We start from the raw sequence: 14,354 nt of genomic DNA, 5'->3' as shown, positions 1-14,354 counted from the left end.
GCAGCTACTTTCGTCGCACCAGCCAGCGTGCCGCTTCAGCCGGGGTGCTTTTGTCGGTGTCGCGATCGACCATCAGGTTCGCCTTCTGCATGCGATCGATCGGGATGGCGCCGATCAGCGGCCTCAGCGTGGCAATGAAGGCCCGGTCATGGGCGCGTTTCGGGGATAGCAGCAGCACCGCCTCATAGCTCGGCAGCGCGCCGCGCGGATCGGAGAGGATCGTCAGGCCGAGCGCCGGGATGCGGCCGTCCGATGAGAAAGCGGATATGACGTCGGCCGATCCGTCGGCCACGGCGCGATACATGAAGGTCGGGTTGTAGGATTTCTGGCCCGCGAACCGGATGCCATAGCTTGCCACCACCGATCGCCATTCGGGCCGGCTCAGAAATTCGATGTCGCTCGCCATGTGCAGCCGCGGCGCGGCCGCTGCGAGATCGTCGAGCGATCGAATGCCGAGCGTCGCCGCCTTGTCCTTGCGCATCGCCAGCACATAAGCGTTTTCGAAGCCAAGGCCGCCCAGCAGTTCGACGCCGTCGCGCCGGCGCAATTCAGTCGTGAGCGCGCGCCGCATCGTTGCGGCGGGCGGGATATCGGTGCGGCCGAGCACATTCGCCCACAAGGTGCCGCTATAATCGACATAGACATCGATATCGCCGGCCGCGAGCGCGCGATAGGCGACCGCCGATCCGAGGTCGTCGCGCCGCGTCGTCGCGAAGCCGGCGGCGCGCAGCTTCGTTTCGATCACGCTGGCGAGAATATATTGTTCGGAAAAATTCTTGGCGCCGATCATGATGGTGCCGCGGCTGCTCTGGCCCGCTGCCAGCGGCAGCAAAGCAAGCGCCATGCCCGCGCCCAACAGACCGATGCCCAGCCATGTCCGCCACCGCGATCGTCTCGCCACGCCGTGCTCGATCAGCGCGAGCAGCCCATCGGCGGTCAGCGCGAGCACCGCCGATGCCGTGCAACCCACCAGCACGCGGATCCAGTTTTCGGTCTGCAGGCCCGAAAAGATCAGATTGCCCAGGCTCGCCTGGCCGACCGTGGTCGCCAGCGTCGCCGCACCGATCGTCCAGACGCTCGCCGTGCGGATGCCGGCGAGGATGATTGGTGCCCCCAGCGGCAGCTCGATCAACCTCAGCCTTTGCCACCGTGTCATGCCGATCCCGTCCGCCGCCTCGATCACGTTCGGATCGAGCCCGATGATCGCCGCAAGCCCGTTCCGCACCACAGGCAGCAGCGCGTAGAGGCTGAGCGCGATCAGCGCCGGGAGGAAGCCGAGCGCGGGGATCGCGGTGCCGGTCAGCCGCCCCGTCGCGAGCAGCAGCGGATAGAATAAGGCGAGCAACGCCAGCGCCGGGATCGTCTGCACCAGGCCGGCCAATGCCAGCAGCGGAATTCTGACGCGCCGGCTGGCCGCCGCCCAGATTGCGAGCGGCAGCCCGATCGCAGTGCCGATCGCCACCGCGCAGCCGCTGAGCAGCAGATGCGCTGCGATCAGCGCCGGCAGCTCGCCGACGGCTTCGGTTAACGGGGCATTCATCGCAGCGCCGCCAGCCGTTCGGCCTGTCGGCGCGGTATCGCGATCAGTTCCGCGACGATCGGATCGGGATGGCCTGCGATCAGTTGTGCGGGCGTCGCATCGGCGCGGATGCGGCCTTCGTGCAGCACGACGATCCTGTCGGCGAGCAGCAGTGCTTCGGTCATATCGTGCGTCACCATGATCGTCGTCAGGCCGAGATCGTCATGCAGCCTGCGATAGGCCTGCCCCAGCTCGTCGCGCGTCACCGGATCGAGCGCGCCGAACGGCTCGTCCATCAGCATGATCGCTGGTCGCGCCGCCAGCGCGCGAGCGACGCCCACACGCTGCGCCTGTCCGCCCGACAATTGCCGCGGATAGCGCGACGCCATATCCTGCGGCAGCGCCACCAGCGCCAGCAACTCCGCTATCCGCGCCGAGCGCTCGGGGAGGGGCATGCCGATCAACCGGGGCACGATCGCGATATTCTCGGCGACGGTCATATGTGGGAACAGGCCGATGCCCTGGATCACATAGCCGATCCGGCGGCGCAGTTCGGCGGCGTGTGCATCGCGGACGTCGACACCATCGATTCGCACCGATCCGGCATCGGACAGGACCAGCCCGTTGATCATCTTGAGCAGGCTCGTCTTGCCCGAACCCGAAGGCCCGACCAGCGCAAGCAAGGTGCCGGGCGCGATCGACAGGCTGACATTGTCGACCGCGGCGCGGCCGCCATGCGCTTTGCGCAGCCCGACGAGGTCCAGGCTCATGGATAGCGGGAACGTGCAGGGGCTGACGACATGCATGCCTTGTCCGGCGCACAGCGGCCAATGGCAAGTGACGATGGTGAGACGGGGCTACCCGGCACTATGCTCGTTACTTGCCTCGCTCCACGTTGTCGCTTGTCGACAGAATTGCCGTCAGGATTGCCACAACAGCGATCGATATCGATCGAAGCAACGGGCGCCGCACCGCAAACGGATCAGTGCGCCCTCGGCGATGGCGGTCGCACGCGCTGGATCCTCGGCGATGGCAGGCAAGAGTGCCTCTCGGTTCCAGTCGGCGCTATGCTTGACGTCGAGCACGGCATGAAGGTCGAAATAGCGCCGTTCCCTATCGCTTAGGCCGATCCGGCGAAGCCCCTGCGCAACACAGGCTGACCGCCCAGGGGCGGTCAGTTCGATCACGCCAAGCGCGCCGACCGAATGCCACGCATAGCGCCGGGCGGTTGCCATCGCCGTCATAGCGTTTGCCAGCGCAAGGCTTTCCCACACCGTCGTATCGATCGAGGGTGTGACCTCCATCGTCTCGACGAGGGCATCGAGCATCGGACCATGCATGCCCTTGGCGTTGCCGCGTCCCATCTCATCCCAATAGTTGCGCGCAAGTTCGAGCTTGGGCCCCACCGGCATTTTGACCTGTGTATAGGCCACAAGATCGTCGAAGCCGGCTTCGCCCGCAGCCTCCTGCTCGAAGAACCAGCGCAGTTGTTCAGCGGTCGCCACCTCGGCCAGCCAGGGGAAGAGGGGATCGCCCTGGCCGGGGCCGACCTCCTTCAGCCGTTCGAACCATATGACAAAATCTGCCGGATCGGTCGGAATATCGGCAGCTTCGGCTTTCACCTCCGCGCGCAGCTCTTCCAGGAATCCCCCTTCGAGCCGCAGCATCCGCGCGTCGCGATCGAGATTTTGCTGCCAATCCTCGACAGGAAATCCCGGCCGCAGACGTTCGCGGTTCCAGCGCGCGAGCCCGCGCTGGAAACTGTCGGTCCGAAATTGCGAATCCGTTGCAGGCGTCGCGGAAATACGATGGGGTGGCATGGGAAGCCTCTCATATGCGGTGTTGGCATATAAACCCGCCATGGAGCGTTTGGGTGCGCGGCGACGTGCAAATTAACCTGCGGCAAGCCGAATGTGGCGAGGGTACGGATCAGGCGGGACCCGTCCGCGTTAGCCATTGCGAGAATTGATCGCGGCCGCCGGCCGCCGACAAGACGGACGTGCACGCGATGTTGACCGAAAAGTTTCTACGCGATCGCACGGTCTCCCTCGAACCCGCCGAACGGGCGACGATCGAAGGAGCGATCTCCGAAGTGCTGACCCTTGGCGCGCGCCACATCATCGTCCGCGAAGGCGAGCGTCTCGATCGAAGCCTGCTGCTCATTGACGGCCTCATGTGCCGCTATATCGACAACCGCCAGGGCCATCGCCAGCTCGTCGCGATGCAGGTACCGGGCGATTTTGTCGACCTGCATGGCTTTCCGCTGACGAAGCTCGATCATGACGTCGCAACGCTTACGGGCGCGACAGTGGCTGTGATTCCACACGTTGCTCTCGACCGGATTGTCGCGGAACAACCGCAGCTCTGCCGCAAGCTCTGGTTTTCGACGCTGCTGGATGCGGCGATGCACCGCGCATGGCTGTTTCGTGTCGGGCGGCTCGATGCCATGGGCCGGGTGGCCCATTTCCTTTGCGAAACCGAGGCGCGCCTGCGCGCCGTCGGGCTCAGCAACGGTCATCGCTTTGCGCTCGGCCTCACCCAGATCGATCTCGCTGAAATCTGCGGGCTGACCAACATTCATGTCAACCGCGTGCTGCGCCAGTTGCGTGAGAAGCGAATCTGCATTTTTCGATCATCGGTGGTTGAAATTCTCGATGCCGACGCGCTGGCCCGGCGGGGCGAGTTTTCATCCCATTATCTGTATCTGACCGGTGGCGACTGATTGCCCGAAACCGTGCCGAGACAAGGTTTCGACTTTCGATCTCAACCCACACCAACGCAGGTCGTTGCTCTTCGGCCATCTCATCAAGGCTCTACCCCGCGCAATAAGCTTTGGGGTGCGGCTGGTTGCGGATCATCGTGAGCAGGGGGACACAGAAGCGCCGACAGTCCCCGAAACGACGCCGACTTTACCCGCCATTGCTGCCTCCCAACCGTCAGTGGCAATATGGAACATATCGACCCCATCGCGACCGGTGTCGGCCATCAGCGCGGTAACGGTCACGCCTCTGGAGGGGGCGAGTTCGGCCCTCAATGCGGAGGCCAACATCGCGGCGCGAGAGCGCTCCGCATTGAACCCGCTTGCTGAGACAGCCACTGAAGCGGTTATCAGCACCTTGCCTGATTTGCGGACCGCCATGCCGCTGAGGATGCTTCGAAGCAATTCGACCATCGCCGCACTGGCGCCGGACCTTCTTGGGCCGGCAAAATCCGGCGGTTCCGGATGGCCGCTGGCATCGATGCACAGGATATCGATCGGCCTGCCATCTGCGGCGGCCAGCAGGCCGTCCACATATTCGGCTGGGGGAATATCTGCTGCGACCGCACGGACGTCGACACGATAGTTGCGCAGGTCGGCCGCGGCGCCATCGATGATGGCGTCCTCGCCCGCGATCACCAGATCATAATCGTTTTCCGCAGCGAGGCAGGCGAGATAATAGCCAACGCCGCGCGACGCGCCGGTAATCATCGCGAATTTGCTGGCCATCGGAGCCTCCTCTTACGGCATTTCGCAATGATTTCCGCGATGGCTCAGGCCAACTGAAGTTTCACGGTCGTGGCTTTAGCCGCCGGCAAACCCGAGGTTTCGGCCTGTTCCATCAGTTCGTCCTTCAACGACATCATGCGGTCGCGCAGAACGACCAGATCCACATCCGTCTCGCGGCATTGCGCAAACATGCCCTCGCGCGGCATTTCCTCCTCGTGGACATGGTGCTTGATCTCTTCGGATAGAACCCTGACCTTCGCATCGTAGTATTCGTCGCCGGGCGAGCCGGCCTCGATGTCGTTGACGAGAAGCTTGGCGCCATCATGCTCGACATAGGCCTCGTCGAGCGTGTCGTCTTCGATTTTCCCTCGGAACGCCGGATAGAAGATTTTTTCCTCAATCAGAGTATGGATTTTCAATTCGGTGCAGATCTGATGTGCGATCTTCTTCTTGGTGCCGTCACTGGCCGCTTTTTCATATTGTTCGAACAGACCTTCGACCTTTCGGTGATCGGCCTTGAGCAAAGCGATTGCATCGGTGAACGAAGTTGCTGGCATTATCTGTCCTTCCCGTTGGATCAGATGGAAGAACGCACGGCACATCTAAAGGCTGCTGTACGATAGCGCGCAATCCGCTTGATCCAGGTTAAGAAGGCGCAGAGAAACTGTCTTACCGTCGGATTGGCGTAATGGTTACGCCGCGATACTCATCCCTCAGCCGATGCACGGGACCTTGGTCCGTCAGGGTCGTTCGATCAATTCACGCACACGCTGCGACAACGAAAGAAAAGTGAATGGCTTCGAGAGAAGTTCAACGCCTTCGTCGAGTCGACCTGCCTGGGTGATCGCATCGCGCGGATAGCCCGATGCGTAAAGCACGCGCAAATCGGGCTGGAGCGCCCGTGCCGCCTCGACCAGTTCGCGTCCCGACATGCCCGGCATGACGACATCGGTGAACAGGAGCTTGATCGGCTCATCCTGCCGTTCGAGCAGGCGAAGCGCGGAGAGTGGATCATGCGCCTCGACCACGCGATAGCCGAGTTCCCGCAGCATCTCGACCGTGTAGGCGCGTACGTCGTCGTCATCCTCAACGACGAGAATCGTCTCCGTGGCGCTCCCCATCGCGGCAAACTCGTCGAGGATCACTGGCTCCTCTCCCGCTGCGTCCAAATGCGCCGGAAGGTATAGGCAAATCCGCGTGCCCTCTCCCAAAGTCGAGGCAATATCCACCTGACCGCCAGTTTGCTGGATAAAGCCATAGACCATTGAAAGCCCAAGACCCGTGCCCTTTCCGACATCCTTGGTTGTGAAGAAGGGATCGCAAGCCCGCGCCAGAGTTGCGGGGGACATGCCAGAACCCGTATCGGTGACGCTCACGACGACATAATGGCCTGCCGTCAATTGGAGCCGGCCCGCTTCGGCTCCACCGAGTAGCGCATTTTCCGCCTCGACCCGAAGCGCGCCACCATCGACCATGGCGTCGCGGGCGTTCACGACGAGATTGAGGATCGCATTCTCGAGTTGATTGGGGTCGACATTGACGCTCCACAAATCGGGGTCCGAAACGATCTCGGTGCTTATGACTTCGGTGATCGTCCGTTTCAGGAGGTCGGACATCCCGGCGATCAGACGCCCGACATGAATTTGCTTGGGGGCAAGCGGCTGCTGGCGTGAAAAGGCAAGCAGCCGCTGCGTGAGGGCGGCGGCGCGCTCCGCGCCCTTGAGCGCATTCTCGAGCGAGCGTTTGATGCGCGGATCGGCGGCGGCGCCAAACCGACGGGTGACGGTGTCTATATTCCCAATGATAATTGTCAGCAGATTGTTGAAGTCATGCGCGATGCCACCGGTCAATTGTCCTACCGCCTCCATCTTCTGTGCCTGCCGCAAGGCTTCCTCGGCCTGCTGGCGGACGGCGATCTCTTCGAGAACGCGGCTTTCGAGATTGTCGTTGAGCGCGCGCAGGGCGTGCTCGGCATCCTTGGCGGCCGTAACATCGTAAATGACGCCCACGAAACGGAAGCCCGTGCCGAGATCGCGGACGATTTCGCCTCTGCGCGCGATCCAGCGCGGCGCGCCGTCGTCCCTGCGCACGATCTCGAATTCCCCGTGCAGTGGCTCGATGGTCGAGGCAGCGCCTTGTTCGGCTTCGGGGATGATTGGATCGCTGCCCGATACAACAACACTGTTGATGGTGCGAACCGGCAGGACGCTCGTCGGATGCAAGCCGAGCAGGCGGCAGAACTGTTCAGAGACGGAGACAGTGGCGAACCCATCGACATATTCGAACGTTCCGACGCCGCCGGCGCTCTGCGCGATACGCAGTCGTTCCTCCGTGCGCTTGCGCTCGGTCACATCAACGAGGACACCCGAAAAATGCAGAGGCTGTTCGTCGTCGTCGCGCTGGCAATGGCCACGCGCATGCACCCACAGACTCGTCTCATCGGGAAGGACGATCCGGAACTCCTTTGAAAAGAGCTCCGCTCCCCCTAATATGCCCGCGACGGCAATACGCATGCGGGCCCTGTCATCCGGGTGGATCGCGCTGAAAAACGCCTTTACGGGAAGTCCTGCGCGCCCCTCACGCGGATCGAGCCCGTACAGTTCGGCAAACGCTTCGTCCACGAAGAGCCGGTTCCGAAGGATATCCCAGTCCCAGGTGCCGCTGGCCCCCGCCGCCGCGAACAGCGCGCGGTGCGGTTCTTCCCCGTCGCTCAACGGCATGAAGGCAGCCTGTCAATCAAGAATCATCGCCCGTGACACGTTCGATAAATTCGTCGAGCAAGCCCTTCAGGATCGTGAGTGCGGGCATGTCCATCAACATCGCGATATAGCCCCGTATATCGCGGCGCCGTACCGCAAAATCGATATAGAGGAACAGCACAAGACCGTCGGACGCCTTTCCTTCCTCGATATCAAACATCAGTGCGCCGTCGCCGCGCAATACCTCGGGAATCGTCATCACCAGCGAACGGCGCAGCATATTGGCCATGGTGGCCAGACAGGAATTGAGGATGATATTGCCGGTCTCGGCGAGCGCCTCATGCTCCATCTCGATCAGTTCCTGAGGCGATAGCTCATCGCCGGTTACCGCGCGGACCAGCTCGAGGCTGTTGGTTTCGGGGAAGATCAGCAGGGCGCGACCGGAAAAAGCCCCGTTGAAATCCTGCCGTATCGCGACGAGTTGGACGATTTCGCGCTCGCTGATCAGGCGAGCCGCGCGCCGCTGAGTGACAACCTCGATCGATGGCACCGACAGCGACACCTGATCCCCGACCATCTTCCGCAAGTTGGAAGCCGCGCGGCTCACGCCGATATTCACGATTTCGGTCAGCGCGTCCCGCTCAAGTTCGCCGAGCGCGACCTCGACGGGAATCATGACTTCGCGGCCCGCAGACGTAGCGCAGCACCCGAAACAAAGCCCCGCAGCCCGTCAGCATTTACGGGCTTCGGAACGAACGTCGTACTGATCGCGCGCGCGCCGGCTATGATCTCGTCCTGAATATTGGCGGTAATGATCGCCATCGGCATGACGGGAAACAGCTCGCGAAGCCTTCCGGCAAGCTGGAGCCCGTCCATTTCAACCATATTATAGTCGATCAAAGCAACATCGATGGTCTGTCCCGCGACGATGTCGAGTGCCTGCGCGGCGCTTCCCGCTTCGATTCGTACCCAGTCCGGCTGCAGTTCGGCGAGGGCTTTGCCTGCGACGATCCGCGCAAGTTTGCTATCATCGACAATCATCACGGTCACGGGCATTCTTATTCTCCAGAAGTGGTCCATAGACCACGCTTGTCGGTTTCATAAGTCATCGGCGCTTCTGCCGATAGAGGAGCGGGCATTTGATTGTCGCGCGAGCGAAGGCAATAGCCATTCGGCAAGAAATCCTGTCGATGTGCCCGTCGTCGTCGCGCCCGATACTAACAAGGCCTGCGCGACGGCAGCGTGCATATGTGTACACTCTGTGAGATTTACGATTGTGTCCGGCGCTTGCTGAAGCCGGGCAAGCATTGTTTCTGCATCCTCGACCGGACAGGCTCCGACAAGCCGGATCTGCTCACCGTCGTGCACAACACTCATGCCGCGAGCCCTGGCAAGTCGAGCACCAGCAGCACGCCACCATCGCCGAGCAACGTCGTCCCGGTGATTCCGCTGACATGTGCGAGCAATCCGCGCGGGGGGCGAACCATGGCGTCGATGCGATCCTTGAAGGCAGTGACGGTAATACCGACGGCGTCGGTTCCGGTTCCCATGACGATCAGCTTCGTTTCTCCGCGCTCGGCGGCCGTGTGGTCGAGCAAATGGGCGAGGCTGAGCAGCGGCAGCGTTCGGTTGCGATGAACGCAGGCGCGTCCGCGTCCGATCGGAAAAACAGCCGAGCGGTCGAGCGTGGCAGTCTCGATTATGTGCTCGAGCGGCACCCCGAAGCGGTCATCTCCGACTTCGACGATGAGCAATTTGGTGGTGATCGCGTGGAGTGGCAGCAGGAGCGCGATCGTCGTTCCTTCACCCACCACGCTGGTGAGTTCGATGCGTCCGCCAAGCCGTTCGATTGCGGCTTGAACGGCGTCCATTCCCACACCGCGCCCCGAAACGTCCGTCACGTTGGTAGTGGTCGAAAAACCGGGCGCAAAGATCAGTCGGCGGGCGGTATCATCGTCAAGCGCTTCCGCCGCCTCCGCCACGAGCAATCCCCGGGCGACCGCCACTTCTCGGATGCGGGCCGGATTGATTCCCCGACCGTCGTCGCGCAGCCGGATCTCGACCTGCCGGCCATGTACGGCGACCGAAAGTGTAATCATCCCCTGTGTCGGCTTCCCGGCCGCGGCGCGTTCCGCGGCGAGTTCGATGCCATGGTCGACGGCATTGCGCACGAGATGGAGCAGCGGCTCGAAGAGCTCATCGGCAATCGCTTTGTCGATCTCGGTGGTTTCACCTTGCATCGTCAGCGCGACATCACGACCGGTAGCGGTAGCCAGCTCCCGCACCATGCGCGGCAACCGTCGCAGCGTGGGGGCGATCGAGACCATGCGGACAGCCGTGACTGCGCCGCGCATCTCGCCGACGATCCGGTCCAGGGTGTCCTGCACCGAGCGGATGTCGGCGGCGATCGTGGGTTCGACCCGTTCGGCGCGCTGCGCGACCTGCCGGAGCGCATTCGTCGCGACCACCAGCTCGCCAACGCCGTCGGCAATGGCATCGATCCGCGCGGCATCGACCCTGAACGACCGCCCGACTGCGGCGGGATCGGAACGTGGCGGCGCGATTAGCGGGAATGTTGCCGGTACGCCGGCGATGCGAACCTGATCGGCGACAAGGCGAAATGCGGCCTGGACCGCTTCGCGCGACGCTGCCGAGATGCCGGTCAGTCGCATGTTGCAGCGAAACGGTTCAACCTCGCTCAGCGGCGGAAACGGCTCGCGGGCGGCGATATCGAATGCGGCGAGGTCGGGGACGGCCGCGACCACGGCTAGCGGATCGTCTCCGCGAAAAAAGCAGTCTGGGTCGGGTTCGTAGCAGAACGCCACCAAGGCACCGGCCGGACGCGTGTCGCCCAGTTCGCCTGCCAGCGCCAGCGCCCAATCCTCGACCATCGCGGGGCCTTCGGTTCGTGCGGCTACCTGCGCTCCGCCGAGCCTCGCGACAAGCACCGCCGAGTCCGTCGCTGCGGCCGCGGGGAGGGTACCGTCATGCTCGATCGCCTCGACCCAGCGATCGGATTGGTCGAGCGTGTCGATGAGTGCAGCAATTTGCGCGCCTCCCAGACGCGCCGCGCCACTTCTGACCTTGTCGAGCACGTCTTCGGCGGCATGAAGGGCGCGCAGCGCAGGCACCATATCGAAGATCGCGACGGATCCTTTGAGCGTGTGGACGGCGCGGAACGCGCCGTCGATCGCGGCGCGCTCGTCGGGCCTGCGCTCCAACACCGCAAGATGGACATGTCCCTCCGCGATTAGGTCGCGCGACTCGATCACGAATTGTTCGAGCAGGTCATCCATCAGGGCCGACGATAGACGATCGCGTCGTCAAAGCGAGCCATCGCGAAACGGTCGCTGATCCGCGCCATCGATTCGGTATGTCCCAGGCAGAGGTAGCCGCCCGGATTGAGGCTGTCGAAAAGATGGCCGGCAGCGGCCAGACGCGAGGCGTCGTCGAAATAGATGAGCAGGTTGCGACAGAATATCACGTCGAATCGCCCCATCCGGATCATCGCATCTTTCTCGACCAGATTGACCGGAACAAAGTGCACCGATTCGCGAATATCGTCGATGATCTTGCGCGTGTGGCCCTGTTTCGGTTCGAAATAGCGATCGACGATGTCGGCGGGCAGGCGCGACAGCGACCGTTCGCCGTAGATTCCGGCGCCGGCCTGCAGGATCGCGGCGGTGTCGATATCCGAACCGACGATCTCGATATGAAACGCGTCGACCAGCGGCCAGTTTTCGAGCAGCCAGATTGCGATCGAATACGGTTCTTCACCGCTCGAACATGGCATCGACCAGATGCGAATGAGGTCCCCGGGTTTCCGCCCCTGCGTCAGTGACGGAAGGATGTCGCGGCTCAGCGCCGCAAGCTGATGCTCTTCGCGATAAAAATAGGTCTCGTTGATCGTGAAGGCGTTGATCAGAGCCTCATGTTCGGCCGGCTCGGCCACCAGGTGCGGGAAATAGCTGCGGAAACCCGAGGCTCCTGTCTCGGCGATCCGCTGGTTGACGCGCCTTTCGATATAATATCGCTTGTTTTCGCCGAAAATCATTCCTGTTTTCTGGTACAGAAAGTCAGTCAGCCGGCGCAGTTCGTCACCGGACAACGCGGGCCAATCCGGCTGGGCCGGCGGCGACCGTACGTTCATGCGGTCAGGACCAGGTCGATGAGGCGCGCAGCAATGCGCCGCAGACTGACGACGAACCCGGCCCCGCCTGCCTTGACCAGAGCGCCGGGCATGCCCCAGACGACGGCGCTGTCTTCGGCCTCGGCGATCGTTTGGCCGCCGGCGCCGTAAAGTCTGGTCATTGCCTCTGCTCCGTCCGCGCCCATGCCGGTCATCAATACACCGATAAGGCTCTCCGGTTCCGCAACCGCCATCGCGCTGCTGACGAGGCGATCAACGCTTGGATGCCAGTGATAGGCGGCGTCGGCTGGTGCCGCCATTGCCATCACGCCGGTGGGACGGCTGACCAATATGAGGTCGGCGTCGCCGCGCCCGACATATACGGTCCCCGCATCAAGCAGAACCGGCGCGGACACCTCAACTACGCTTAGCGCGCAAAGGCGATCCAGCCGCGCGGCGAGCGCCTTGGTGAACGTCGCCGGCATGTGCTGCGCAACCACGATCGGCCATGGGAAATCCGCCGGTAGCGGCGCCAGAAGTGCGTCCAGCGCCGGCGGGCCGCCGGTCGAACTTCCCACCAGCACGATGCCCTTGCGGCTCGGCTGGTGGGGTTTGCGTCGGATACGCCCGGCCGGAGCGGAAATCCGCGCCAAAGGCGCAATGAACCGCTCGCCCCGTTTCCGCAACCGCTCGCTCAGCCGGTGCGTCCGCGAAAGGCGAGCGGTCGCGGCTGCGCGCACGGTTGCGACGAGATCCGCTGCTATCCGCTCGATCTCGATCGAAACGGGGCCGCTGGGCTTTTCCACGAAAGCGACGGCGCCCAGTGAAAGCGCCTCAAGCGTCTCCGCAGCGCCTTCGGCCGTCAACGAGGAAACCATCACCACCGGGCAGGGACGTTCGACCATGATCCGATCGAGGCAGGCGAGCCCATCCATTCCCGGCATGTGGATGTCGAGGGTTACGACATCGGGGCTGAAGGCCGTCAGCTTGTCGAGCGCTTCGGTGCCGTTGCGCGCGGTTTCGATTTCGAAATCGCCCTCGGCGGCGAAAATGCCGCCGAGCAGGCGCCGCATCAGCGGAGAATCGTCGACGATCAGCAATCGGGTCATGGGGCGGACGGCGCATCTCCGGCGTTCATCGCATCGAGAAGATCGCGTTCGGCGCGGTCGAGGAGTTCGCGAGGCTCCACCAGCAGGATCATGCGCTGCTCGGCGCCGATCATCGCCACCCGATCGAAGATGCGGACCGCGCCGTCGCCGAGATCGGGCGCCGGCTGCAATGAGTCGCGGCGGACACGAACGACGTCGGAGACGCCGTCGACCACGAATCCGGCCTGCATGTCAGCCAGGCTGACGATAATCACGCGGCGGCGTATGTTGGCATCGGCCGGCGCATCGAAGCGCCGCCGTTGGTCGATAACCGGGATCGCTTGGCCGCGCAGGTTCATGATCCCTTCGATGAAGGCCGGGGCGCGTGGCAGCGTTCCGAGGCTTTCCGGCATCCTGACGACTTCGCTCACCGCCGTCACCGGAAGGCCGAACATATCCTCGCCGATGCGGAAGATCAGAAATTGCTCGCTGTCGGCAGCGGCCTTGTCGGCCTCGACCATGATCTGTTCCTCGCTTTGCGCCTCTGCGAGTTGCGCGATGATATCGTCGCGCAACAACTGGCCCGCATCCAGAACGGAGATCAGGCGCCGCCCGCCATCGAGGCGGCAAATCGCTTTTATTCGCGCCTCGCCCGCCCCCCGTGCCAACACCGCCGGAATGAGGTCGACCGCGCCTTCATCGACCCGGGCGATCGTGTTGACCGCGTCGACAATGAGCCCGACCCGATGGCGACCGATGCGGGCGATCACGATCCTGGGCACGACATCCCTGTCGGTCCCGGGCAGCATCAGCAGATGGCGCAGCGACAATATCGGCAGCAGCGCGCCGCGGTGCCCCGCCGTCCCGACCACGGCGTCGTCGGACTGCGGCAGCAAGGCGATACTGTCCGGCAGGCGGATGACCTCGTCGATCTGGTCGACCGGAAGCGCGAACAGCTGCTCTCCGATCGTGAAGCCCAGCAATATGAGCTGGCTAACGGCACTGGCGGACGTGTCGACGACGGCTTGGCCCTGCGCCACACGGTGCGATCGGGCTTGCGGCGCGACGAAGTTCCTCGCGAGCAGCCCGGGAACATCGATCTTTCGGGCGATGCGACCGCTGCCGCGGGTCTGCTCGTCGCTGATCAACGCCGACACGTCATCGACGAGAAGCGCCACGCCGTCGGCACCACCAAGCACGATGACGCGCTGCCCATCGGCGCCGCCCTTGCGCTCCATCAAGGCCGCAAGCGATACCACCGACAGGATCGTGCCCCGCAGATTGCCAAGGCCTACCAACGGCGCCGGGGCATGCGGCACGCGAACCATTGCCGGCCGCCTGATGACCTCCTGCACAGCGCTCGCCGGGATAGCGAAACACTCCACCCCCACGCGGAAGCTCAGCAGCTGTTCGGACACGCTGGATGACATAA

The 14,354-nt window shown here is 63.3% G+C and carries 13 protein-coding genes; 1 reads left to right on the top strand and 12 read right to left on the bottom strand.

The window, feature by feature from the left end:
* Nucleotides 1-4: 4 nt before the first annotated feature.
* From BLS13_RS03450 to BLS13_RS03440, 3 genes are all read right to left on the bottom strand, one after another.
* Nucleotides 5-1,540 carry an ABC transporter permease/substrate-binding protein gene (locus BLS13_RS03450; RefSeq protein WP_093449817.1) on the bottom strand — a complete coding sequence of 512 codons (1,536 nt, stop codon included), beginning with the start codon at nt 1,538-1,540 and terminating at the stop codon, nt 5-7.
* Nucleotides 1,537-2,289 (bottom strand): ATP-binding cassette domain-containing protein, encoded by a 753-nt coding sequence (locus BLS13_RS03445; protein ID WP_093449815.1) that lies wholly within the window; start codon nt 2,287-2,289, stop codon nt 1,537-1,539. Before BLS13_RS03445 ends, BLS13_RS03450 begins: the two co-directional genes overlap by 4 nt.
* 150 nt (nt 2,290-2,439) lie before the next feature.
* Entirely contained in the window at nt 2,440-3,339 is a 900-nt protein-coding gene (locus BLS13_RS03440; protein ID WP_093450148.1) for an iron-containing redox enzyme family protein, read from the bottom strand.
* A 188-nt stretch (nt 3,340-3,527) separates the two neighbouring features.
* Here BLS13_RS03440 and BLS13_RS03435 point away from each other — a divergent pair, with 188 nt between their 5' ends.
* The gene (locus BLS13_RS03435) at nt 3,528-4,241 is read left to right on the top strand and encodes a Crp/Fnr family transcriptional regulator (protein WP_093449813.1); all 714 of its coding nucleotides are present in this window, start codon (nt 3,528-3,530) and stop codon (nt 4,239-4,241) included.
* A gap of 132 nt (nt 4,242-4,373) precedes the next feature.
* Here BLS13_RS03435 and BLS13_RS03430 read toward each other — a convergent pair whose 3' ends face one another.
* The 9 genes from BLS13_RS03430 to BLS13_RS03390 all read right to left on the bottom strand — a co-directional run bounded on the left by BLS13_RS03430 (nt 4,374) and on the right by BLS13_RS03390 (nt 14,352).
* Nucleotides 4,374-5,006, bottom strand: coding sequence for an SDR family NAD(P)-dependent oxidoreductase (locus BLS13_RS03430; protein WP_093449811.1), 633 nt, complete (start codon nt 5,004-5,006; stop codon nt 4,374-4,376).
* A 44-nt stretch (nt 5,007-5,050) separates the two neighbouring features.
* The gene (locus tag BLS13_RS03425) at nt 5,051-5,563 is read right to left on the bottom strand and encodes a hemerythrin domain-containing protein (RefSeq protein ID WP_093450146.1); all 513 of its coding nucleotides are present in this window, start codon (nt 5,561-5,563) and stop codon (nt 5,051-5,053) included.
* A gap of 183 nt (nt 5,564-5,746) precedes the next feature.
* A complete protein-coding gene (locus tag BLS13_RS03420; RefSeq protein WP_093449810.1) occupies nt 5,747-7,726 on the bottom strand; it encodes a hybrid sensor histidine kinase/response regulator in 1,980 nt (659 codons plus the stop codon).
* A gap of 16 nt (nt 7,727-7,742) precedes the next feature.
* A complete protein-coding gene (locus BLS13_RS03415) occupies nt 7,743-8,381 on the bottom strand; it encodes a chemotaxis protein CheX (protein ID WP_093449808.1) in 639 nt (212 codons plus the stop codon).
* The gene (locus BLS13_RS03410) at nt 8,378-8,761 is read right to left on the bottom strand and encodes a response regulator transcription factor (protein WP_093449807.1); all 384 of its coding nucleotides are present in this window, start codon (nt 8,759-8,761) and stop codon (nt 8,378-8,380) included. The genes BLS13_RS03415 and BLS13_RS03410 overlap by 4 nt, the downstream gene beginning before the upstream one ends.
* 317 nt (nt 8,762-9,078) lie before the next feature.
* Nucleotides 9,079-11,001 carry a chemotaxis protein CheA gene (locus tag BLS13_RS03405; protein ID WP_093449805.1) on the bottom strand — a complete coding sequence of 641 codons (1,923 nt, stop codon included), beginning with the start codon at nt 10,999-11,001 and terminating at the stop codon, nt 9,079-9,081.
* Entirely contained in the window at nt 11,001-11,855 is an 855-nt protein-coding gene (locus tag BLS13_RS03400; RefSeq protein ID WP_093449804.1) for a CheR family methyltransferase, read from the bottom strand. The genes BLS13_RS03405 and BLS13_RS03400 overlap by 1 nt, the downstream gene beginning before the upstream one ends.
* Nucleotides 11,852-12,943 (bottom strand): chemotaxis-specific protein-glutamate methyltransferase CheB, encoded by a 1,092-nt coding sequence (cheB, locus tag BLS13_RS03395; protein ID WP_093449802.1) that lies wholly within the window; start codon nt 12,941-12,943, stop codon nt 11,852-11,854. The genes BLS13_RS03400 and cheB overlap by 4 nt, the downstream gene beginning before the upstream one ends.
* Entirely contained in the window at nt 12,940-14,352 is a 1,413-nt protein-coding gene (locus BLS13_RS03390; protein WP_093449801.1) for a chemotaxis protein CheW, read from the bottom strand. Before BLS13_RS03390 ends, cheB begins: the two co-directional genes overlap by 4 nt.
* Nucleotides 14,353-14,354 lie beyond the last annotated feature (2 nt).

It is taken from the genome of Sphingomonas sp. YR710, from assembly GCF_900101455.1.
GTDB lineage: Bacteria > Pseudomonadota > Alphaproteobacteria > Sphingomonadales > Sphingomonadaceae > Rhizorhabdus.
This window is presented reverse-complemented; position numbering and strand designations above follow the sequence as displayed.